General features: G+C 74.6%; 17 protein-coding genes. 6 read left to right on the forward strand and 11 right to left on the reverse strand.

Annotated features, from left to right (window positions below; all coding sequences use genetic code 11):
• Positions 1-70 precede the first annotated feature (70 nt).
• Together O7606_RS04790 and O7606_RS04795 are read right to left on the reverse strand one after the other, a co-directional pair.
• A complete protein-coding gene (locus O7606_RS04790; protein ID WP_281597811.1) occupies positions 71-1,033 on the reverse strand; it encodes an anti-sigma factor RsbA family regulatory protein in 963 nt (320 codons plus the stop codon).
• Complete coding sequence (locus O7606_RS04795; protein ID WP_281597812.1) at positions 1,030-1,881, reverse strand: MEDS domain-containing protein; 852 nt, start codon at positions 1,879-1,881, stop codon at positions 1,030-1,032. Before O7606_RS04795 ends, O7606_RS04790 begins: the two co-directional genes overlap by 4 nt.
• A 139-nt stretch (positions 1,882-2,020) precedes the next feature.
• On the opposite strand from O7606_RS04795, the gene O7606_RS04800 reads away from it, so the two are divergent.
• Complete coding sequence (locus tag O7606_RS04800) at positions 2,021-3,463, forward strand: M28 family metallopeptidase (RefSeq protein WP_281597813.1); 1,443 nt, start codon at positions 2,021-2,023, stop codon at positions 3,461-3,463.
• 58 nt (positions 3,464-3,521) lie between these two features.
• On the opposite strand, the gene O7606_RS04805 is transcribed toward O7606_RS04800, so the two are convergent.
• Complete coding sequence (locus tag O7606_RS04805) at positions 3,522-5,096, reverse strand: FMN-binding glutamate synthase family protein (protein WP_281597814.1); 1,575 nt, start codon at positions 5,094-5,096, stop codon at positions 3,522-3,524.
• A gap of 106 nt (positions 5,097-5,202) precedes the next feature.
• Here O7606_RS04805 and O7606_RS04810 point away from each other — a divergent pair, with 106 nt between their 5' ends.
• Both O7606_RS04810 and O7606_RS04815 read left to right on the forward strand, forming a co-directional pair.
• Entirely contained in the window at positions 5,203-5,616 is a 414-nt protein-coding gene (locus tag O7606_RS04810; protein WP_281597815.1) for a type II toxin-antitoxin system Phd/YefM family antitoxin, read from the forward strand.
• A gap of 540 nt (positions 5,617-6,156) precedes the next feature.
• Positions 6,157-7,395, forward strand: a complete 1,239-nt coding sequence (locus O7606_RS04815; RefSeq protein WP_348651154.1) for a tryptophan 2,3-dioxygenase family protein — start codon at positions 6,157-6,159, stop codon at positions 7,393-7,395.
• A 133-nt stretch (positions 7,396-7,528) separates the two neighbouring features.
• Here O7606_RS04815 and O7606_RS04820 read toward each other — a convergent pair whose 3' ends face one another.
• The 4 genes from O7606_RS04820 to O7606_RS04835 are packed head-to-tail and all read right to left on the reverse strand — an operon-like array spanning position 7,529 to position 15,102.
• The gene (locus O7606_RS04820; protein WP_281597817.1) at positions 7,529-8,734 is read right to left on the reverse strand and encodes a VWA domain-containing protein; all 1,206 of its coding nucleotides are present in this window, start codon (positions 8,732-8,734) and stop codon (positions 7,529-7,531) included.
• Positions 8,731-11,094, reverse strand: coding sequence for a DUF5682 family protein (locus tag O7606_RS04825; RefSeq protein ID WP_281597818.1), 2,364 nt, complete (start codon positions 11,092-11,094; stop codon positions 8,731-8,733). The genes O7606_RS04820 and O7606_RS04825 overlap by 4 nt, the downstream gene beginning before the upstream one ends.
• Positions 11,087-12,148 (reverse strand): AAA family ATPase, encoded by a 1,062-nt coding sequence (locus O7606_RS04830; protein WP_281597819.1) that lies wholly within the window; start codon positions 12,146-12,148, stop codon positions 11,087-11,089. Before O7606_RS04830 ends, O7606_RS04825 begins: the two co-directional genes overlap by 8 nt.
• Entirely contained in the window at positions 12,145-15,102 is a 2,958-nt protein-coding gene (locus O7606_RS04835) for an SWIM zinc finger family protein (RefSeq protein WP_281597820.1), read from the reverse strand. The genes O7606_RS04830 and O7606_RS04835 overlap by 4 nt, the downstream gene beginning before the upstream one ends.
• Positions 15,103-15,268: 166 nt before the next feature.
• On the opposite strand from O7606_RS04835, the gene O7606_RS04840 reads away from it, so the two are divergent.
• The 3 genes from O7606_RS04840 to O7606_RS04850 all read left to right on the forward strand — a co-directional run bounded on the left by O7606_RS04840 (position 15,269) and on the right by O7606_RS04850 (position 18,516).
• Positions 15,269-16,096, forward strand: a complete 828-nt coding sequence (locus O7606_RS04840; RefSeq protein ID WP_281597821.1) for an SAM-dependent methyltransferase — start codon at positions 15,269-15,271, stop codon at positions 16,094-16,096.
• Positions 16,097-16,214: 118 nt separating this feature from the next.
• The gene (locus O7606_RS04845; RefSeq protein WP_281597822.1) at positions 16,215-16,823 is read left to right on the forward strand and encodes a TetR family transcriptional regulator; all 609 of its coding nucleotides are present in this window, start codon (positions 16,215-16,217) and stop codon (positions 16,821-16,823) included.
• Between the two features lie 109 nt (positions 16,824-16,932).
• Positions 16,933-18,516 carry an MDR family MFS transporter gene (locus O7606_RS04850; protein ID WP_281597823.1) on the forward strand — a complete coding sequence of 528 codons (1,584 nt, stop codon included), beginning with the start codon at positions 16,933-16,935 and terminating at the stop codon, positions 18,514-18,516.
• 54 nt (positions 18,517-18,570) lie between these two features.
• On the opposite strand, the gene O7606_RS04855 is transcribed toward O7606_RS04850, so the two are convergent.
• The 4 genes from O7606_RS04855 to O7606_RS04870 are packed head-to-tail and all read right to left on the reverse strand — an operon-like array spanning position 18,571 to position 21,394.
• Complete coding sequence (locus O7606_RS04855; RefSeq protein WP_281597824.1) at positions 18,571-19,803, reverse strand: DUF2786 domain-containing protein; 1,233 nt, start codon at positions 19,801-19,803, stop codon at positions 18,571-18,573.
• 41 nt (positions 19,804-19,844) lie between these two features.
• Positions 19,845-19,988: a hypothetical protein gene (locus tag O7606_RS04860; protein WP_281599916.1), complete on the reverse strand. Its 144-nt coding sequence runs from the start codon at positions 19,986-19,988 to the stop codon at positions 19,845-19,847.
• Between the two features lie 55 nt (positions 19,989-20,043).
• The gene (locus O7606_RS04865) at positions 20,044-21,237 is read right to left on the reverse strand and encodes a helix-turn-helix domain-containing protein (RefSeq protein ID WP_281597825.1); all 1,194 of its coding nucleotides are present in this window, start codon (positions 21,235-21,237) and stop codon (positions 20,044-20,046) included.
• Positions 21,224-21,394 (reverse strand): hypothetical protein, encoded by a 171-nt coding sequence (locus O7606_RS04870; RefSeq protein WP_281597826.1) that lies wholly within the window; start codon positions 21,392-21,394, stop codon positions 21,224-21,226. The genes O7606_RS04865 and O7606_RS04870 overlap by 14 nt, the downstream gene beginning before the upstream one ends.
• Positions 21,395-21,419: the final 25 nt, after the last annotated feature.

The following is a 21,419-nucleotide window of genomic DNA, read 5'->3' on the forward strand; positions in this document are numbered from 1 at the left end:
CCCGACCGTCCCTGGCGCTTCCACGGCCGTCCTGGTCGGGCGGCGCTGGTCGGGGTGGGGCAGGGGCGGGTCAGGCGGCGCCGTGCGGGTTGCCGGTGGTCAGCCGGATCGTGAAGCCTTCCACGCCCCGGTGCATCGTCACGTGGTCGCAGGACTGGTGGACGATCCACAGACCGAGCCCGCCGGCGACGCCGCTGCCGGCGGGGAGCAGCCCGGCGTACGGGTCCTTCGGCCCGTCGCCGCCGTCGCTGACCGCCACCACGATGCGGTCCGGGCCGCTCCAGAGCCGGAACCGGATCGGCGGACGACCGTGCCGCAGCGCGTTGGTCACCGTCTCGCTGACCGCCACGACCAGGTCCTCGACCTCGTCGGCGGAGACCTGACCGTGGTAGGCGGCGCGGACGGCCGCGCGGGTCTGCACCGCGGTCGGGTCGGTCAGCTCGACCGTCGGCGTGGCGTGCTGGATCGGATCCGGCAGAGCCGGACGGGGCTCGGCCAGGTAGACCGGCGGCTCGGTGTACGTCTGGCTCGGCAGCCGCCGGCCGTCCGGCAGGGCGACCCGGGGGTGGGTCCGCAGGACGTCCGCGAGCACCGGGGCCGGGGTGGTCCGCCGGTCGTACGCGCACATGCTCCACAGCGGGAACTCGTCGTACGCGTGGTTGATGGCCGACTCGTACCGGGCCCACCAGTCCCAGGTCACGCCCAGGGCGGCCGGTGGCATCTCGCCGACGATCCGGATCTGCCCGGCGCCGGCGGTGACCTGCTCGGCGAGCAGGCGTCGGTACGACCGGATCGCGCCGGCCGGTCGGGCGTAGACGTCGCCGCCGGTGAGGAACCGCACCGCCGTGCCGGCGGGCAGCGCCGACCGGACCAGGGCGGCGTGCGGCTCCCCGAAGGACACGAACGTGGGCTCGCCCGCCTCGACCCCGCCGAGCAGGAACGGCAGCACCACGGCCAGCAGCTCGTCGTCGGAGTCGTAGCAGACCGCCTCGTGGAAGTAGCCGACGTGACCGGCGGCGGCGCCCGTTCTCACCGGCTCACCTCCACGTGCAGGCCGGGCAGGTCGAGCAGCGCGGCCAGCCGGGCCAGCGCTGGTCGGGCGGTGCGGAGCAGGACGCTCTCCGCGCCCCGGGCGTGGGCGTGCTCGTACAGCCGGATCAGGCAGCGGTGGTCGATGAAACGCAGGTCGGTGGCCTCCACGACCAGCCGGCCGTCGACCGGGCGGGGGTCGGCGCGGGCCAACGTGGCCAGGAAGACCTCGTGGTGGGAGATGTCCAGCTCACCGGCGAGCACGGTGTGCCCGTCGCCCAACGCGCCGGCCTGCAACCGGAAGCGGACGTCCTCCGCGTTCGTCTCGGGGTGCAGGCAGGCGAGGTCGGCGATGGCGCGGTCGCCGAGGGCGCGCCGGTCGTACACGCACATCGCCGACATCGGCCAGCCGCGCATGTAGCGGTCGACGAGGTGCTCGTAGCGGGCGAAGGCGTCGAGTTGGGCCGGGGTGCGTACCAGCGGGGTCGCGTCGGCGGCCACCCGTAGCCCGGAGTAGCCGGCGGCCAGCGCCGCCTCGGTCGCCGCCGCGTACGCGGAGACCTGGCTGGCGGGGTCGACGACCTCGTCGGCGCCGTAGGCCGACTCGACGGCCACGAACCGGGCGGCCCCCCGGCGCAGCGCGTCCTGGAACTCGCCGGTCGCACGCAGCCGGTCACCTACCGGGTTCGAGCCGGGGGCGACATACCAGACCTGGTGACCGGCGGCGAGCCCGCCGGCCAGGAAGTGCGCGACGGCGTCGTGCAGGGCCGACGGGTCGTCGTAACGCCAGCAGACGTGCCGGTACGTCGTCGGCTGCGGTGTCCGGCCGATCACTCCGGGCGGGAGACCCATGCCGTCAGTCTAGGCCGGGCCGGCCCGAGGGGTGCGGGTCGCCCGGGTCGACAGGCGGTCCCGGCCTCCGGGCGTCCGGCCGATTGACCGAGGCATCGACACATGTCAGTGTTTTGGCACATCCGCGTCAGGAGGCCCCATGACAGGTAGAACGCTGACCACGGCCGTCGCCCTCGCCGTCGGCGTCGCGCTGACCGTGCCACCCGTCGGGTTGGCCGCCGCGTCCGCGCCGGCCCGGACCGTCGTGGCGGCCCCGCCCACCGCCCTCGCCGCCCCGGACATCGCCGTGTCGAACGTCCAGGCGCATCTCACCCAGTTCCAGACCATCGCCACCGGCAACGGCGGCCACCGCCGCGCCGGATCGGCCGGCCACACCGCCTCCGTCGCGTACGTCAGGGCCAAGCTCCAGGCAGCCGGCTACACGGTGACCGAGCAGACCTGCACGAGCTGCGTGTACCGGTCGAACAACCTGATCGCCGAATGGCCGGCCGGCCCCGCCGACCAGGTGGTCATGTTCGGCGCCCACCTCGACGGCGTCTCCGCCGGCCCCGGCATCAACGACAACGCCTCCGGCTCGGCGGTCCTGCTGGAGAACGCGCTGGCGCTCGCCGCGCAGCGGCCGGCGACGATCACCAAGCGGGTACGGTTCGCCTGGTGGACCGACGAGGAGCAGGGCCTCAACGGCTCGAAGTTCTACGTCAACTCGCTCAGCGCCACCCAGCGCGGGTACCTCAAGGGCTACTACAACTTCGACATGGTCGGCTCCACCAACGGCGGCTACTTCATCAACCGGCTCACCTCCACCACCGCCGCGCCGCTCAAGGCGTACTGGGACTCCCTCGGCATCGGGCCCGAGGAGAACGTCGAGGGGCAGGGCCGCTCCGACGACTACCCCTTCCAACAGGCCGGCATCCCCACCTCCGGCTACGCCGCCGGGGCCAGCGCCCGCAAGACCAGCGCGCAGGCCGCCAAGTGGGGCGGCGCCGCCGGATCGTCGTACGACCCCTGCTACCACCGGTCCTGCGACACCACCGGCAACATCAGCGCCACCCACCTGAACCGCAGCGCCGACGGCGTCGCGTACGCCATCTGGCAGCTCGCCGTGGGCAGCGGCACGCCCGGCGCCTGCGTCGGCGGACAGCTCGTCGGCAACAGCTCCTTCGAGTCCGGCACGACCCCGTGGACCGGCACCACCGGCGTGATCACCAGTTCGACGTCCCGGCCGGCCCGCACCGGCTCGTACAAGGCGTGGCTGGGCGGCAACGGCAGGACCGGCACCGAGACGCTGTCCCAGTCGGTCACCCTGCCGACCGACTGCGCCAGCTACACCCTGGAGCTGCACCTGCGGATCGACACCGCCGAGACGACCACCAGCCGGGTGTACGACCGGCTCACCGTGACGCTGGGCGGCGCGACGCTGGCGACGTACTCGAACCTGAACGCCGGCAGCGGCTACGTGGCCCGGACGTTCGACGTGGCCGCGTACGCCGGGCAGACCGTCACCCTCACCCTGACCGCCACGGAGGACGCGTCGTTGCAGACCAGCTTCGTGGTCGACGACGTGACCCTGCAGGCGGGCTGACCCTGGTGGGGGTCCTCCGCGAACGCGGACGGCCCCCACCGGAGCCCGCCCGCACCGGTCAGCGGCGCGCGGTGGCCGACGGTGGCGCGGTGCCGCCCTGCGGCGCCTCGGCGGTCATCAGCCGGATGATCTCGGCCCGGTCGGCGGCCGACGGCAGTCCCCACTCCGGCCGGTAGCCGTACACCTCGGGCAGGGGAGTGGCCGAGGTGCGGCCGTCGACCAGCTCCACCGCGCTGGACTCGATCAGCCCCGGATGCTCGACCCCGCACGCCTCGGCCACCTTCATCAGGTCCCGCCGCAGCGTCCGTACGTAGTTGGCGGCCCGGACCGACTTGCGGGCCGGGTCCAGACCCCGGGCGAGCCACGGGCTCTGGGTGGCGACACCGGTCGGGCAGGTGTCGGTGTGGCACTTCTGGGCCTGGATGCAGCCGATCGCCAGCATCGCCTCCCGCCCGACGTTGACCATGTCGCAGCCGAGCGCGAAGGCGACGATCGCGTTGTCCGGCAGGCCGAGCTTGCCCGCGCCGACGAAGACCACCTGCTCGTGCAGGCCGCGCTCGGCGAACGTCCGGTAGACCCGGGTGAAACCCTGCTGGAAGGGGAGCGACACCGAGTCGGTGAAGATCAACGGCGCGGCCCCGGTGCCCGCCTCGCCCCCGTCGATCGTCACGAAGTCGACGCCGCGCCCGGTGTCCCGCATCAGGTCGGTCAGTTCCTCCCAGAAGTCCAGATCACCGACAGCGGACTTGATGCCGACCGGCAGGCCCGTCTCGGCGGCGAGCAGCTCCACCCAGTCGAGAAGGCTGTCGCAGTCGGAGAACTCGGCGTGCCGGGACGGGCTGACGCAGTCCCGTCCCACCGGGATGCCCCGGGTGGCGGCGATCTCCGCCGACACCTTGGCCGCCGGCAGCAATCCGCCCAGGCTGGGCTTCGCGCCCTGGCTGAGCTTGATCTCCAGCGCGCGCACCGGCGCGTCCGCCACCACGTCCTTCAGCCGGTCGAGGCTGAACCGTCCCTGCTCGTCCCGGCAGCCGAAGTACGAGGTGCCGAGCTGGAAGACCAGCTCACCGCCCCGCCGGTGGTACGGCGACAACCCGCCCTCGCCCGTGTTGTGCAGGCAGCCGGCCAGCGCCGCGCCCCGGTTGAGCGCCTCGACCGCGTTGCCGGACAACGAGCCGAAGCTCATTCCGGAGATGTTCACCACCGAGTCGGGGCGGAACGCGCCCTTGCGGCCCCTGGCCCCGCCGAGCACCTTCGCGCAGGGCAGCCACACGTCGTGCCCGGCGGTCGGGCTCGACGGCGGGACGGCCCGACCGAAGGTGCGGTGTTTGATGATCGGATAGCCGGAGGTGTGCTCGATGTCGTTGTCGGTGCCGAACCCGAAGTAGTTGTTCTCCCGCTTCGCCGACGCGTACACCCAGCGCCGCTGGTCCCGGGTGAAGGGCCGCTCCTCGTCGTTGCCGGCGACGATGTACTGCCGCAGTTCCGGCCCGATCGACTCCAGCAGGTAGCGGGCGTGGCCCAGCACGGGGAAGTTGCGCAGCAGCGCGTGGTCACGCTGGAGGAGGTCGCGTGCGGCCAGCGCCGCCAGCGCGGCGGTGACCGCGGGTACGGCTCGACGTGCCCAGTTCATGCGGTCCACCCTTTCCTCGATCGTCACCGCCCAAACCGGAAGTCGGTCCGCCGACCCGACGGCACTCACGCGGTTAAATGTCGTACCCCGGTCGCACCATGTCGGTATGGCTGTTTCCGCTGTGACCCACCTTCACGATCAGCCGCGCACCCTCCCGCTGCGTGAGGCCCGCACCCGGCTGACCCAGCTCGTCGCGATGGCCGAGCTGACCGACACCGTCACCGTGCTCACCCGCGACGGCGACCCCCGCCCGGTGGCCGCCATCGTGCCGGCCGCCGCGGCCCGCAGCGGGGCGCAGGCCCGCGCCGACGCCGAACGCGTGGCGGCGGTCAGCGCCGGCTGGGCCCGCCGGCTCGACGAGTCCCACCAGCGCGGCGCCCGCCGGCACGCCGCCGAGCTGCGGGCCGTCACCGAGGCGCTCGCCGAGGTCTGGGCCGAGCTCGACCGGCGGGTCGCTCCGGGCAGCGACCCGGCGCTGGCCCGACTGCGTGCCGCGCACGCCGACCTGCTGCGCGACTGACCGACCCGGCCCGCCCGGCGGCGGAGACTGACTGACCCGGCCCGCCCGCCGGCGGAGGCGGGCGGCTGCCGCCTGCCCGATCGTCGAGCGCGCACACGCGTCGGTCGCCGCCACCTGACCGTCGGGGTGGACGTAGGCCGCCTACCCGCCCGACCGTCGATCTTGGACGGGCGCGCCGACCATCCGCCGAACCAACGGGACATTGACGGCGAACCGTGATGCCGAGCCATGTTCGAGGTATTCATAACGGGCGTATTAGCCAATCCGTCGATTGACGTTCTTGCGCGCTGATCTGCCGATCGGTAAGTTGTCTCGTCGTTGGAAGTCCGACTTCGGTCTGATTTCATCGGCTCGATGCGCGGTCCGTCCGGCGGGCCGTGCCCGTCGCGAAAGGGATCGGTGCAACGGCCGGCTGGATAGCGCTGCCCAACGGCCTACGGTGCTTTGTCTCCGAGTCACCTCCGGCAGGTGTCCACACTGCCGGAGCGAAGGTACGCGGTCCTGCCCGGCGGGCTCGAACGGCCCGTGGTCGATCACGAGGTGACGTTGGTGCGCGACGTGGAACGGTGGCTGACCACCGATGTCGATCCGGTCGAATTTCCCTACTCGGCGGTGCTCGCCGAATTTCTCCAGGTCGGAAAACACTTCGTGGCCAAGGACTCGTTGGCCGTCCTCGACCACGCCCGGGCGAGGCTGCCGGCCGGAACCCGACCGGGCATGCCCCGGCTGCGGCGGTTCCTGGACTGCGCCCTGGACAAGTGGGACGGTCGGTACGACTACCACACCTACCTTGGCCTGCCGATCCTCGCCGCGCCGGCCGACCTGACCCCCGACGAGGCCGCCAGGCACCGGGACCGACGCGTCCTGCTCCTGCTGACCGACCTGCTCCGTTTCGAGTTGGCCGCCGACACCGGGGCCACCGGACTGTTGCCGATGCAACGGCCCGACCAGGACCGGTTGGCCCGGCGGCTGCGTCTGGCGGTACGGGCCGCCCGTCCGGCCCTGGCCCGGTTGAGCCCGGGCGCCACGCTCACCGCGACCGACCCGGTGACGTCCGCCGCGGAACTCTGCGCGGCGGTCGAGCCCACCGCCCCGGAACGGCTCGACCTGCGGCTGTCCATGTTGCCGGTGTACGTCATCCACGACGAGTACCTGTTCATCCGGGTACTCCAGGCGTACGAGTCGACTTTCGCGTTGCTGGCCGTCCTGCTGCGGGCGGCCCGCAGGGCGCTGGCCGGCGGGGACGCCGTCACAGCCGCCGACCGGCTGACCGGGGCGACCGAGGCGTTGACCGGCTCGGCGACGCTGTTCTCCCTGACGGCCACCATGCAGCCCGACTCGTTCCGGACGTTCCGGGCGTACACCGAGGGAGCCAGCGCCATCCAGTCGCACAACTACAAGCTGGTGGAGTCGCTGTGCCGTACCCCGGACGCGGATCGGCTGGACGGCGCGGCCTACCGGTCCGCCCCACCGGTGCGCCGTCGGGTGCTGGGCGGGCAACCGACCCTCGACGAGGCGTACCGGCGGGCGGTGGACGGCGGACTGCTCGACCGGACGGGCCGGGCCCTGGTCGCCGGCCGGATGCGCGGCTTCGCCGAGGCGCTGCTGACCTGGCGGCGCACCCACCACCGGCTGGCCGTCCGGATGCTCGGGGAGCGCACGGGCACCGGGTACACCGAGGGGACCCCCTACCTCGCGGCGGCCCGCTCGGTGCCGGTGTTCCGGACGGTGGACGCCGTGACCCCGGCGCAGGCCGACGAGCCGTCGCCGCCGGCCTGACCGCCAGACCCGCCGGTCCACCGGGGCCTGCCGGTTCTACGCGTCGGACCGGGGGGCCGCCGTCGGCCTGCGGCCGGGCGGGGCGCCGGTCGCCGTCCCGCCCGACCGCCCGACCGCCCGACCGCCCGAGCGGTCACCGGTCGGCGAAGCGCTCGGCGAAGGCCACCAGGTCACGCCGTTCGATGGCCGCGGCCATCAGGTCCGGGAAGGCGTCCGGGGTGCAGGCGAAGGCGGGCACCCCGAGGGCGGCCAGCGCCGCCGCGTTCGTCCGGTCGTACGCCGGAGCGCCCTCGTCGGAGAGCGCCAGCAGCACGACCACCTGCACTCCGGCGGCGGTCATCTCGGCCACCCGGCGCAGCATCTGCTCCCGTACCCCGCCCTCGTAGAGGTCGCTGATCAGGACGAAGATGCTGTCCCGGGGACGGGTGATCAACTGCTGGCTGTAGCCGATCGCCCGGTTGATGTCGGTGCCGCCGCCGAGTTGGGTGCCGAAGAGCACCTCGACCGGGTCGCTGAGCTGGTCGGTGAGGTCCACGACCGCGGTGTCGAAGACCACCAGCGAGGTACGCAGCGACCGCATCGAGGCCAGCACCGCGGCGAACACCCCCGAATAGACCACCGAGGCGGCCATCGAGCCGGACTGGTCGACGCAGAGCACCACGTCCCGCTGCACGGCGCTGGCGCGTCGCCCGTACCCGACCAGGCGCTCCGGGATCACCGTACGGTGCTCCTGCTGGTAGTGCTTGAGGTTGGCGCGGATCGTGCGGTCCCAGTCGATGTCGGCGTGCCGGGGGCGGTTGATCCGGGTGGCCCGGTTGAGCGCGCCGGTCACCGCCGCCCGGGTCTGTTGCGCGATCCGCTGCTCCAACTCCGCCACCACCCGGCGGACCACCTGACGGGCGGCGTCCTTGGTCCGCTCCGGCATCACCCGGTTCAACGACAGCAACGTGCCGACCAGGTGTACGTCCGGCTCGACGGCGGCCAGCATCTCCGGCTCCAGCAGCAGCCGGTCGAGGCGGAGCCGTTCGATGGCGTCGGCCTGCATGACCTGCACCACCGTCGACGGGAAGTACGTCCGGATGTCGCCCAGCCAACGGGCCACCCGGGGAGCGGAGCCGCCCAACCCGGCCGAGCGGCGGGACCCGTCGCCCGGGCTGTCGTCTCCCCCGTCGTAGAGCGCGGCCAACGCCGCGTCCATGGTGGCGTCGCCCTTGCCGAGGCCACCGCAGGCCGCGTCGGCGGGGCCGCCGAGCACCAGCCGCCACCGGCGCAGCCGTTCCCGGCGCGCGTCGTCGGTGGTCCGCCGGGGCGTGTCACCGGTCTCCGTGGACGTGGTCACCTGATCTCCCGTCCGAGCAGGGCGCCGAGCGTGGGCAGGACCGCCGCCGCCCGGTCGTGGTCGAGGTCGAGGCCGATCGCCGCCGCGGCGGGCCCCGACCGGTCGTCGTCGCCACCCCGACCGTCGGCGGTGACCCGGTCGGCGATGGACCGCCGCTCGCCGGCGGCGAAACCGCCGAAGGTGCGCCGCAGCAGCGGCAGGACCTCGGTGAACGAGTCGGCGGGAATGCCGGTCAACCACTCGTCCACCAGCGTGAGCAGGGCGTCGTCGTGCACCAGCAGCAGCCCCCCGCCGCCGAGGAAGCCCTCGACCCAGGCGGCGCCGTCGGCCGGGGTCACGCCCGTGGTCAGCGGCAGACCCATCCGGCGGCGTACCTCGGCGCGTTCCAACCGGCCGGCGTCGTACAGCAGCCGGACCAGCCGACCGGCGAGCAGGCCGGGCAGCCCGTCCCGGTCGGCGACCGAGGCGAGAGTGTCCAGCCAGCGGCCCTGCTCGTCGTCGTCGAGCAGGTTGACCGCGGCGTGCACGGCGTCGAGATGCGTCCGCAGCTCCCGGGCCGCGTCGCCGGACAGGCCGTTGACCGCGGCCGGCAGCCCGGCCCGGATCCGGGCCAGCAGCCCGGCGGTGACCTCGGTCAGCCCGCCCAGCTCGCTGCGCCGCACGTCCCCGTAACGCAACGTGCGGACCAACGCCGGCACCGCCGCCATCAGGTGGGCCACGTCGCTGTCCAGCGCGGCCCGGGTGTCCAGGGCCCGCAGCACCGGCGGGTAGGCGTCGCCCAGGTCGGCCAGCAGGCAGACCTCCACCAGGGCGGTGACCTCGGCGAGGCTACCGGCGGCGCGGGCCGAGGCGGCCACCGCCGCGGTCGCGGCGGAGGCCACCGTGGTGCCGTGGGCGCTCGCCTCGACCAGCCGGACCGCGAACTCGGGCTGCCACCGGAGCCGCCACTGCTCCCGGAAGGTGCCGGAGCCGCGCCGCCGGGCGTCCGGCTCCCCCCACGGCACCCCCAGCACCCGCAGCCGGTGCAGCAGCCGGCTGCGCCCGAGGTGGACGTCCTGGCGCAGGTCGAGATCCACCTCCCGGTCCAGCGCCTCCGGCTTGAGCCGCAGGCTCTTCTGCTGGGCGGCGAGGTCGCGGGCCAGCGGCACCGCCGGCATGTCCTCGGGGACCGCGCCGAGCCGTTCGCCGACCACCAGCCGCCGGCCGATCAGCTCCAGCCGCAGCGGATCGCCCTCGCAGAGCACCGAACCGCTGGCGTCGGTCAGCTCGGTCAGCCCGGCCAGTGGCCGCCCCCGCAGGGTGGCCAGCGTCTCGGCCAGCCGGGTGGCCTCGATGACGTGCGCGGACGACGCCGGCACCCCCTCGTCGCGCAGCACTCCGGCGGCGGCGACCAGCCACCGGGCCACCACCTCGTCACCGGAGGTGAACAGGTGGTGGTACCAGCCGGGGGAGCGCACCCCGGCGGCGTAACCCTGCCAGGAGGCCAACCGCCCGTACGTCCACGGCACCCAGGTGAAGGTCACCTTGGCCTTCCGTCGGCCCTTCAGCAGCGCCGCGTCGGCGCTGGCCGGCACCTTCCGGGCCAGCGCCGGCACGTGCCACGCGCCGCAGACCACCGCGATGTCGTCGTGGGTACGGCGGACCTGTCGCAGCACGGTGCGCATGTGCGCCTCGCGGAGCAGGTCGTCGGGATCCTCCACGGAGCTCTCGCGGATCGCCGCCATCGCCTCGGCGATCGCCGGGAACGCCGGGGCGCCCCGGTGCTCGACGACGTCCTCCCACCAGCGCTCCGGGTCGTCGTAGCCGGCCGCGGCGGCCAGCTCGCCGATCGGGTCCACCGGCCGGCGCGGGGTCTCCGGGTCGGCCCCGCCCGTGGCCGGGCCGGCGGCTCCACCACCGGCCGGGTCGTCGGTCGGCGACCCCGCCCCGGTGGGGCTGTCGGTCGACGCCCCGTCTCCCGCCGGGCCGCTCGTGGGTGGGCTGTCGGCTTCGGGGCCGCCGACCGGCCCGGGCGCGACGTCCGCCCCCCGGGCGTCGTCGGCCGCGCCGAGCCGGTACGCGTACGGCAGGTCGAAGAAGCGCACCGGCACGTCGTGGCGCGCCGCCCAGCGGATCGCCTGCCACTCCGGGGAGAACACGGCGAACGGCCAGAAGCCGGCCCGCCGGGGATCGTCGGTGGCGTACCCGAGCAGGGCCACCGGTGGTTCGAGCCGTTCGTCGGCCACCCAGCGCAGCAGGTCCTCGGCCTCCGGCGGGCCCTCCACCAGCAGGATGTCGGGGCGTTGCGCGGCCAGGGCCGCCACCACGGCCCGGGCCGAGCCGGGACCGTGGTGGCGGATGCCGTAGAGCTGCTCAGGCATCGCGGGCGGCGCGGTAGAAGGCCCGCCACTCCTCGCGTTCCCGGACGACCGTCTCCAGGTACTCCCGCCACACCACCGCGTCGGAGACCGGATCCTTGATCACCGCGCCGACGATGCCGGCGGCCACGTCGGCGGGACGGAGCACCCCGTCGCCGAAGTGCGCGGCGAGCGCCATGCCGTTGGTGAGCACCGAGATCGCCTCGGCGGTGGAGAGGGTGCCGGTCGGTGACTTCAACTTGGTGCGGCCGTCCTCGGTCAGGCCGCCGCGCAGCTCCCGGAAGATCGTGACGACCCGGCGGATCTCCTCCACCGCGGTCGGCACCTCGGGCAGGTCGAGCGAGCGGCCGAGCTGCGCCACCCGCCGGGTCACGATGTCGACCTCCTCCTCGGCGGAGGCGGGCACCGGCAGCACCACCGTGTTGAAGCGGCGGCGCAGCGCGCTGGACAGCTCGTTGACGCCGCGGTCCCGGTCGTTGGCGGTGGCGATGACGTTGAAACCGCGCTGCGCCTGCACCTCGCTGGTCAGCTCCGGCACCGGCAGGGTCTTCTCCGACAGGATGGTGATGAGGGTGTCCTGGACGTCGGACGGGACCCGGGTCAGCTCCTCGACCCGGGCGATCGTGCCGGTCTCCATCGCCCGCATCACCGGGCTCGGCACCAGCGCCGCCGGTGACGGGCCCTCGGCGAGCAGCCGGGCGTAGTTCCACCCGTAGCGGATCGCCTCCTCGGCGGTGCCTGCCGTGCCCTGCACCAGCAGCGTCGAGTCACCGCTGACCGCGGCGGCCAGGTGCTCGGAGACCCAGGTCTTCGCGGTGCCCGGCACGCCGAGCAGGAGCAGCGCCCGGTCGGTGGCCAGCGTCGCCACCGCGATCTCCATCAGTCGGCGCGGACCCACGTACTTCGGGGTGATCTTCGCGCCGTCGCCGAGCAGGTAGGTGACCACCGCCTGTGGGGAGAGCCGCCAGCCGGGCGGGCGGGGCCGGTCGTCGGCGGCGGCCAGCGCGGCCAGCTCGTCGGCGTACTGGTGTTCGGCGTGCGGTCGCAGCGCGGTCAACGGAACTCCTTGTGCATCTCGGATCGGAAGGTGAGGACGGCGGCTAGTTGCGCCACGGCGCGCACCGCCGTCGGTTCGGCGTCCGTCTGCTCCAGCTCGTCGGCGAGCTGCCGGACGCGGCCGGCCGCGCCGGGCGCGGCCGGAACGGCGCAGAGCCGGCACAACTCGGTCAGGTGCCAGTGGTTGCCCTTGTCGCGGGCCCGGTTCTCGATGGCGTCGACGACGGCGCCGGTCAGCTCGTCGGACCAGTCGCCGGGGTGCAGCCGGAGCAGTTGGTTGGCCCGGTGCGGATCGCCCCGCAGGGCGTGGGTGATCATCTTGGCCAGCCGCCCGGCGGGCATGATCGCGTAGAGCGGCCACAATGCCTGGCCCGGCAACTGCCGGTCACCCGCCCGGCCCGTCCCGGCGGCGTCGACCAACGCCTGCGCCCAGGCCGGGTCGCGTTGCTCGGCGGCGGCCCGGGCCCACCCCTGGCGCAGGACCGGCGCCCAGTCGTCGACCACCGGCAGCGCCACGACCTGCGCCGGGTCCCGACCGAGCAGGGTCGTCCAGGTCGACAGGGGGGTGTGGGCGAGGGTCTCGATCAGCAGCCAGGCCCCGACGCCGACCCCCCGGGGCGGCTGCGGATCGACGCCGTCGCGGCGCATCGCCCGGTCGCACTCCTTCGGTGCCTCGACGACCAACCCCCGCCCGTCCGGGCTCGGGCGGACGCAGCCCAGCGCCCGCTGGGTCGTCCGGCGGCGCAACGCCGAGTCTGGTAGCTGACGCAGCAGCGTCAGGGCGGCGTCCCTGACCTCCCGTCGCCGGTCGTCCAGCGCCCTCTCCAGGAACGGCTCGTCGGCGGGGGAGAGGCCGACCTCCAGCGCCGCCACGAACCGGGCCCGGTCGGTGGCGTTCTCCCCGGCGAAAGCGGCGGTCAGCAGCTCCCGGGCGGCGTCCGGGGCACGGCCACGCAGCCGGGTCAGGTACGCCACCCGCTCACCGGCGGTGCCGGTCTCCCACTCGTCGCCGCCCGCCCCGCCGGACCCGGTGCCGCCGTCGGGAGCGGTCGGGGGCAGGGTGGTCAGGGGCTCGGCGGTGGCCGGCGCGCGCCCGTCGGCCGGAGCATCCTCGGCGGGCGCTTCGTCCCACAGATAGCCCCAGTCCGAGCGCAGCCCGGCGAGCCAGCGCCCCCGCCGTCCGCCGAGCCGGCTCACCAGGGGCCGCAGGGAGCGGTCCCGCCGGCCCTCGTCCAGCAGCGCCGGCAGCGTGTCGACCGGCGCCAGCGCGCCGTGCCGGTCGGCCAGACCCAGCCACTCGGCGAGCAGCTCCTGTTGGGTCTGCGCGCCACCGGGCGCGCCGCCCTCGGCCAGCAGCAGGCGCAGCCGGGCGGTCGGCGCGGACGACAGCACGGGCGTCGACTCGGCCGGCGCGGCGGGCACCGGCGTGCGCCCGCTTGCCGGTCGGGTCCCGGCCCGGCGGTACGCCACCGCCACGGCGGCCCCCTCCAGCAACCCGCCGGGGCCGTCCCCGCCGGTCTCGACCGGCCGCCCGGCGACCGAGACCGGCCCGGACCAGGGCCGGCGGGCGGTGCCCACCAGCGCGGCCGACAGCAGGTCGGTCGGCAGCTCCGGGCGGTGGCGTCCCCGCGCGCCGACCGGCACGCCGGCCGCGGCGGGCAGGTAGTGCCCGTCCGACCAGGCGGCCAGCGGACGCAGGCCGTTCGGGCCCAGCTCGGCGGCCACGTCGACCGGCCGGCCACCGGCGCCGGCCAGCAGCCACCACGGCTCGTCGTGCCCGGGGAGCAGCGGCAGCGCGTCACCGGCCCGGTCGACCAGGTGCCCGCCGCGGCTCGGCGTCACCCCGGCCAGCACCACCGGCGTCGTCTCCCGCCAGGGCTCGGCGGCGAGCGCCGCGGCGTACCCGGCCAGCGCGGCGCGGACGTCGACGGCGCCAGCCGGGGCCGTCAACGGGGTCGGCGCGCCGTGCCGGGTGGCGACCAGCGCCCGCAGCGGCAGCGCGCCCGGGTAAAAGCAGAGGTCGGCGTCGATCTCGGTGCCCGGCACCACGTCGGCGGGGAAGGCCTGGCCCGGCGCGGCGAACGCGAGCACCAGCGCGAACCGCCCGCTGCGCGCGCCGCGCAGCCAGCTCCGCCGGGTGGTGACCTTGTCGTCGCCGGAGTCGACCTGACCGAGCACCTGCCAGTGGTCCCGTAGTGGCGGGGTGGCCAGCACCTCCTCGGTGGTGGTCGGGTAGCCGACCCGGGACCGCACGGTGGCGGCCAGGTCGGCGGGGAGCGCGTCGAGCCGGTCGTGGGCGGTCACCAGCAGCCGGATCAGGGCCAGCTCACCGAGGAGGCGGTCAGCCCAGTGCGGTCCCACCCCGACGTCGCGCCCGAGTCGGCGTACCGTGCCGGCCACGGCCGGGGCCTGGGCGTCGACCAACCGGGCGGCCATCGCGTCGAACGGGCCCCGGCCGGCCTGCTCGGTGACGGCGAGCCCCTGCTCCGCCTGGTCGTCGAGCCAGCGGCGCAGCTCGTCCAGGCCGGCGGCGACCCGGGTGGCGCGTTGCTGGACCCGTTTCGCGGCGGCGGCCGCGTCGGCCGGGCCGGCGGCGGAGCGGGGGGTCGCCACGCGGGCCGCGCGGGCCGCGCGGCCGGCCTGCCACTCGGTCACCCACGGCGGGGCCTCCGCCTCGCCCGCTCCGGTCTCGGCCCAGAGCAGCAGCAACCCCAGGGCGTGTTTACAGGGAAATTTCCGGCTCGGGCAGGAGCAGCGGTACGCGGGACCGGCCAGGTCGACACAGACCTGGTACGGGTTCTTGCCGCTGCCCTTGCACAGCCCCCACAACACCTCGCCGGTCAGCCCGGACGCCGACCACTTGGCAGCGCCGCTGACGCTGCGGGCGCCCTTGCCGGCGGAGGCGTCGGGGGCGAGAGCGAGGACCTGCGCGGTGGACCAACGATCAACTGGCACGGGCGGAACTGTAGGGGGTCGGTACGACAGGCCCGCGCCGCCGTCGACGCGCGCACTCCCCGCCGGTATCACCTCACGCCTGGTGAAACCCCTGATCGGGGCGGAGCCGACCGCGAAGGATCCTCTAGTCTGCGTAGGACAGTTCTGAGACCCCGGGGAGGCGACCGTGTCGCGCAGTGACGCCGGATCCCGCGCGGATTCCGCGCCGTCCGGGGTGGATACCTCGGTGCCCCACTCCGCCCGGATCTACGACTGGTGGCTGGGCGGCAAGGACAACTTCGCCGTCGACCGGGCCACCGGCGCGGCGATGCTGGAGGCGATCCCGACGCTGCGGATGATGGCCGCGGAGAACCGGCGGCTGGTCCACCGCATCGCCCGCTACCTGGTCGCCGAGGCCGGGATCCGGCAGTTCCTCGACATCGGCACGGGCATCCCCACCCGTCCCAACCTGCACGAGATCGCGCAGGCGATCGCCCCGGAGACCCGGGTGGTGTACGTCGACAACGACCCGATCGTGCTGGCGCACGCCCGGGCGCTGATGATGAGCCACCCGGCGGGGCGCAGCGAGTACGTGCACGCCGACCTGCGCGACCCGGAGCGGATCCTCGCCGAGGTGACCCGCCGCGGCACGCTCGACCTGGGGCAGCCGGTGGCGCTCACCCTGATCGCGATCCTGATGCTGCTCGGCGAGGCCGACGACCCGATCGGCAGGGTGCGTGCCCTGACCGACGCGCTGCCGTCGGGCAGCTACCTCGCGATCACGCACCCGACGCCCGACTTCAATCCCGAGGCGGTGGCCGCGGCGGTCGCCGCCGCGACCGCGAACGGGGTGACGCTGGTGGCGCGTACCCGGGCCGAGGTGGAGCGGTTCTTCGACGGCTGGGAGCTGGTCGACCCGGGGATCGTGCCGGTGCCCGCCTGGCGGCCCGACGGCGCGCCGCCGGTCGACCCGGAGGCGGTCTACTACTGGTCCGGGGTGGCCCGCAAACGCTGACCGGCCCGGGGGCGCGAGGGCCCATGGTCGCAGGTCACGGCTACGGTCCGGATGCGATCCTGATCACAGGGCAACAAAGAAGTTGCAGATCCTGCAACTTCACTCGTACCGTCAGGCCGTGACCACGACGGAGGGGCGTCGGGACCGTCGCAAACGGCAGACCCGGGCCGCGTTGAGCATGACCGCGCTGAAGATGGTCGCCGAGCGGGGGATCGACCACGTCACCGTGGACGAGATCAGCGAGGCGGCCGGCGTCTCGCCACGTACGTTCTTCAACTACTTCACCGGCAAGGACCAGGCGATCATCGGCGACCAGGTGGTCGACGGGTCCCGCCTGGTGGCACGGTTGGCCGCCGTACCCCCGCGGACGCCCGCGTTGGCCGCCCTGCACGCGGCGCTGGCCGAGGTGCTCGACGACATGCAGGCCCACCGTGAGCTGTGGTTCCTGCGGATGCGGGTGGTCGAGGGCAACCCGACCCTGCTGCCCCGTCTGGTCAGCGCCGGCGTGGAGAACGAACGGGTGATCGCCGAGGCGCTCGCCGCGCGGCTCGGCCTGCCCGCCGACCACCCCCACCCGGCGCTGGTCTCCGCCGTCGCCGGCACGGCGCTGCGCGTCTGCATGGGCCAGTGGGCCCGCAGCGGCGGCGAACGCGCCCTCACCGACCTGGTCGACGAGGCGTTCGCCGCCCTCGCCGCCGGCCTGCCCCCGCCACCACCCGGCTCGTGACCGTCGAGCCGCGTCTGCCCGCCCCGTCCACCGGCTCGTGACCGTCGAGCCACCCCCCGGCGTCGTCCGCCCCGGGGAGACTCTTCCGCAACCAGAATGAGGAAACTCGATGACCGCTTCCGCGCCGCCGGCCGGAGTCTCCGACGCCGTCGCCGGGCGCATGTCCCGACGTGAGGTGCTCCAGGCCCTCTCCGGGCTCATGGTCGGCCTGTTCGTGTCGATTCTCGCGTCCACCGTGGTGGGCAACGCGCTGCCACGCATCATCGCCGATCTCGACGGCAGCCAGACCGTCTACACCTGGATCGTCACCACGGAGCTGCTCGCCATGACGGCGACCGTGCCGCTGTGGGGCAAGATGGCCGACCTGTACAGCCGCAAGCTGCTGATCCAGCTCTCGCTCGGGCTGTTCGTGATCGGCTCGCTGATCGCCGGCCTCACCCCCAACGTCGAGGTGCTGCTGGTCAGCCGGGTCGTCCAGGGGGTCGGGGCCGGCGGAATGACCGCGTTGGCCACCATCGTCATGGCGGCCATGATCCCGCCACGGGAGATGGGTCGGTACGCCGGCATCTTCGGCGCGGTCTTCGGGGTCGGCACCGTCGCCGGGCCGCTCATCGGCGGCCTGCTGGTGGACACCTCCTGGCTGGGCTGGCGCTGGTGCTTCCTGATCGGCGTGCCGTTCAGCCTGGTGTCGATCGTCCTGCTCCAGCGCACGCTGCACCTGCCGGTCGTCCGCCGCCAGGTCCGCATCGACTGGTTGGGCGCGCTGCTCATCACCACCGGCGTCTCGACGGTGCTGATCTGGTCGTCGCTGGCCGGCAACAAGTTCGCCTGGGCGTCCGGCTGGACGGCGCTGATGGTGCTCGGCGGCCTGGCGCTGCTCGCTGGCGCGTTGTACGTGGAGTCCCGCGCCGCCGAGCCGATCATCCCGCTGGACCTGTTCCGCAACCGGACCGTCTCGTTCGCCATCGTCGCCAGCGTCCTGGTCGGCGTGGCGATGTTCGGCGGCTCGGTCTTCCTGTCGCAGTACTTCCAGATCGCGCTGGGCAAGTCGCCGACCGTGGCCGGCCTGATGAGCCTGCCGATGATCTTCGGGCTGCTGGTCTCGTCCACCGTCGCCGGCCAGCTCATCACCAAGTACGGCCGGTGGAAGGTCTACCTCACCGGCGGCGCGGCCACCATGACCGTCGGGATGGCGCTGCTGGGCACCATCGACGCCCACACCAGCGTCCTGCTGCTGTCGGTCTACATGGCGGTGCTCGGCATCGGCGTCGGCATGCTCATGCAGAACCTGGTCCTCGCGGCGCAGAACGACGTGCCGGCCCACGAGCTCGGGGCCGCCACCTCCGCGCTGACCTTCTTCCGCAGCATGGGCGGCGCGATCGGGGTGAGCGCCCTCGGCGCGGTGCTCGCCAACCGGGTCACCTCGCTGATGACCGAGAAGCTCGGCCCGGCAGCGACCGGGGGCGGCGGCTCCACCGAGGTGCCCGACATCACGACGCTCCCGGAACCCGTACGCCGGATCGTCGCCGAGGTCTACGGCACCGCCACCGCCGACCTGTTCCTGATCGGCGCGCCGATCGCCTTCCTGGCGTTGATCGCCGTGCTGTTCATCAAGGAGAAGCCGCTGCACACCATCAGCGGCGACGAGCGTCGGGTCCGCGAGGAGGCCGCCGGGATCGGCGCCGCCCACTGAGCCGCGGGAGAGGGCCCCTTCCTGTCGCCTCGCGGGCGGGAAGGGCCCGTCCGGTCACCCGGGCCGACGCGTCGACGGTCTGCCGCCGCCGGACCCCGGACGGGGCGGGCGGGCGTCCGGCGCCAGCCGGGCCCGGTCCGCGGCCGCCGCGCCCGAGGACCAACCCTCCTCGTCCCGGATGGTCAGCCGCCCCCGGGTCACCTCGGGGAACAGCGTCTCGGCGCGCCGCCGGACCGCGTCGGAACGGGTGGCGAGCACCGGCAGCAACCGCTCGCCGCCGTCGGTCGCCGCCGCCTCCCGGCTGGTCCGTTCGGTGGCCGCGCGCAACCGCTCCCCGATCCGCAGGGCGAACGCGTTCAGGAACGACTCGTCGTACTCGCGGGTGCGTCGGCCGCTGGCCCGCCGCCGCTGCGCCCGGCCCCGCAACATGGCCGTCGTGGCCTGCACCAGCAGCGACGTGTAGAGCACCTCGACCGCGTCCAGGTCCGCCGGGAAACCCAGCACGGTGGCGAAACCGAGATCGTCGGACCACACCGACTCGCACCGGTTCGCCGCCGCGACCTCCTGCGCCAGCAGCGCCTTCGCCCCCGCGTACGGGGCGTCGGTGCCGAGCCGGATCCCGCCCGGCTGGTCGGCCGGCCCGGTCTCCAGCAGCGCCTCGTCGATGCTGTGCCGGGCCATCAGCTCCTGCGCCTTGCCGGTCAACGCCTCCGCCTCGGCCGGGTACGACGTCGACTCCGCCTTGGCCAGCAGCGCCCGGACCCGATCCAGCATGCGTGACCCGCTGCGGCCGGACGGGGCCGCGCCCACCTCGGACGCCCCCGGTGGAGGCCGCAGCACCGCGACCGGCGGCAGCGACTCCAGCACGGCCAGCACCTCGACGACCTCACGCAGCGCGGTCACCCGGTCCAGTCGTTCCCGGGCCGCCCAACCGGCCAGGTGAGCGGCGTCGTCGGCCCACCACACCCGGGCGTCCAGGGCGGCGAGCTGCTCGTCCCACCAGGCCGGCGTCCGGGCCTGACCGCGCCGGTCGGCGGCGAGCACGTCGGCCAACAGCCGCCCCGGGCGGACACCCGCCCGGCGGATCACGATCCGAGCCACGTCGACCGGCTGCCAACCCCGGGGCCACAGCCGGCCGACCGCGCGGACCAGCCGCCCGGACAGCGCCGGGTCCACCGCCGTGGGGTCGCCGACCACCAGCCGGTCGAGCTGCCGCTCCGCCAGCCGTACGTCACCGCTGCGGGCCGCCGCGATCGCGTCGCCGATCAACGCCTCGACGTCCGCCACCGTAGGCTCCTCGTGCTCGGCTCGACTGGTCCGTCGACACGCTACCGCCGGTCGTCGGCCCCGCCGTGCGGCGGGTCGGCGACGCTGGCCAGGTGGTCCCGGGCGGCGCGGGCCGCCAGGCAGTCGGCGCCCGGCACACCGGGCAGCGGCCGTCCGCGCCCGGCCGGTGGTCGCGCAGGATCCACCGGGCGGAGAGGGTCAGCCGGTTACGGAGCTGGGCGGGGGACAGGTCGTCCCGGCTCACCGGAGCAGGCCGATCGCCGTCGCCAGGCGCGCCACGCCGACCACGTCCGGCGCGTCCCGGTGGACCTCGGCGACCACCGTACGCGCGGCCGGTCGGCAGCGGACCTCGGCCGGCGCGGTGCGGTCCGCCTCGACCAGCAGGCGGCCCGCTTCCGCCAGGTCACCGAGTTTGAGGTACGCCCGGGCGAGGTCGAGCAGATGACCGGCCCGATGCTCGGCCGGCAACAGTCGCCACCCGGGATCGGCGGTGACCGCGAGGTGACGTTCCCGGGCATCCCCGGGGCGACCCAGCTCGACCGTCGTCAGCACCCGGACCAGCTCGACCGCGACCGGCCCGAAACCGAGCACGTGGCGGTCGTGACCCGGGCCGCCCCGCTCGGCCAGATCGGCGGCCCGGGCCACGAGCTCGGTGACGCCGTGGGGGTCGCCGCGACCGGCGGCGGCGAGCGCGGCCTGGAGCAGCAGCGCCCCGGCCACCGCCACCTGCTGCGGTGACCCGTCGCCCGGCCCGACGGGCGTGACACGGTGGGCGGCGGTGACCGTGGCGGCCATCGCCAACCGGTGCCAGCCGAGCGCGCGCAGCGCCTGCCCGAGCGGCACCACCGCGGTCGCCGCGAGCACCGGATCACCGCCGGCCACGGCCACCGCCCGGTCGGCGGCCAGCCAGCCGAGATCCGGCTCACCGAGCTTCACCAGCAGCGACGAGGTGATCCGGTACGCCTGCACCAGCAGTTCGGCGCCGTCGTCGGGCCGCCGGGCGTGCAGGCGGCGGGCGACGTCCACCAGGCCCGGCAGCATGCGTACGAGCTGGGGGTAGTGGGCGTGCTGGTAGGACAGCCAGGCGTGCCCCACCTGCCGGGCCACCTCGTTCGTCGTCGGCCCCGGCCGGACGCCGCCGAACACCTCGTACCGCGACAGCGCGGCCCGCACCCCGTCCAGCCCGTCCACCACGCCCGCCGCCGGGGCCGCCGGCCCGGCCTCCCGGCCGAGCAGCACCACCGGGTCGACCCGCAGCACCTCGGCGATCTCCTCGATCACCGAGAAGCGGTCCAGGCTACGGACCCCACGCTCGACCTTGTCCACCCAGCTCTTGGACTTGCCGATCCGGTCGGCGAACATCTGCTGCGACATCCGCCGCCGCAGCCGCCACTGGGCCACCCGACGCCCGATCGGCAGCTCACCCACGCTCACGCCGCCACCGTCGACCCGGGACCGTCCGGGTGGCCTCGTCCAGCGGTACCCGTTCCGCCTCGGCCAGCTCCAGGATCCGCCGCCTGGCCGCCTCCCGCTCGGCCTCCTGAATCCGCTCGCCTCTGCTTCGCGCCTGCTCAGGCTGATGACTGCTCATCCGTTCGCCGTCCTTCGTCCAGGGG

The sequence above is a fragment of the Micromonospora sp. WMMD882 genome, assembly GCF_027497255.1.
GTDB lineage: Bacteria > Actinomycetota > Actinomycetes > Mycobacteriales > Micromonosporaceae > Micromonospora.

Excerpts from the sequence above, each read along its gene's own strand:
- O7606_RS04800 (WP_281597813.1), top strand. The coding sequence starts at position 2,021 with ATGACAGGTAGAACGCTGACCACGGCCGTCGCCCTCGCCGTCGGCGTC.
- O7606_RS04850 (WP_281597823.1), top strand. The coding sequence starts at position 16,933 with ATGACCGCTTCCGCGCCGCCGGCCGGAGTCTCCGACGCCGTCGCCGGG.
- O7606_RS04795 (WP_281597812.1), bottom strand. The coding sequence starts at position 1,881 with ATGGGTCTCCCGCCCGGAGTGATCGGCCGGACACCGCAGCCGACGACG.
- O7606_RS04810 (WP_281597815.1), top strand. The coding sequence starts at position 5,203 with ATGGCTGTTTCCGCTGTGACCCACCTTCACGATCAGCCGCGCACCCTC.
- O7606_RS04805 (WP_281597814.1), bottom strand. The coding sequence starts at position 5,096 with ATGAACTGGGCACGTCGAGCCGTACCCGCGGTCACCGCCGCGCTGGCG.
- O7606_RS04870 (WP_281597826.1), bottom strand. The coding sequence starts at position 21,394 with ATGAGCAGTCATCAGCCTGAGCAGGCGCGAAGCAGAGGCGAGCGGATT.
- O7606_RS04825 (WP_281597818.1), bottom strand. The coding sequence starts at position 11,094 with ATGCCTGAGCAGCTCTACGGCATCCGCCACCACGGTCCCGGCTCGGCC.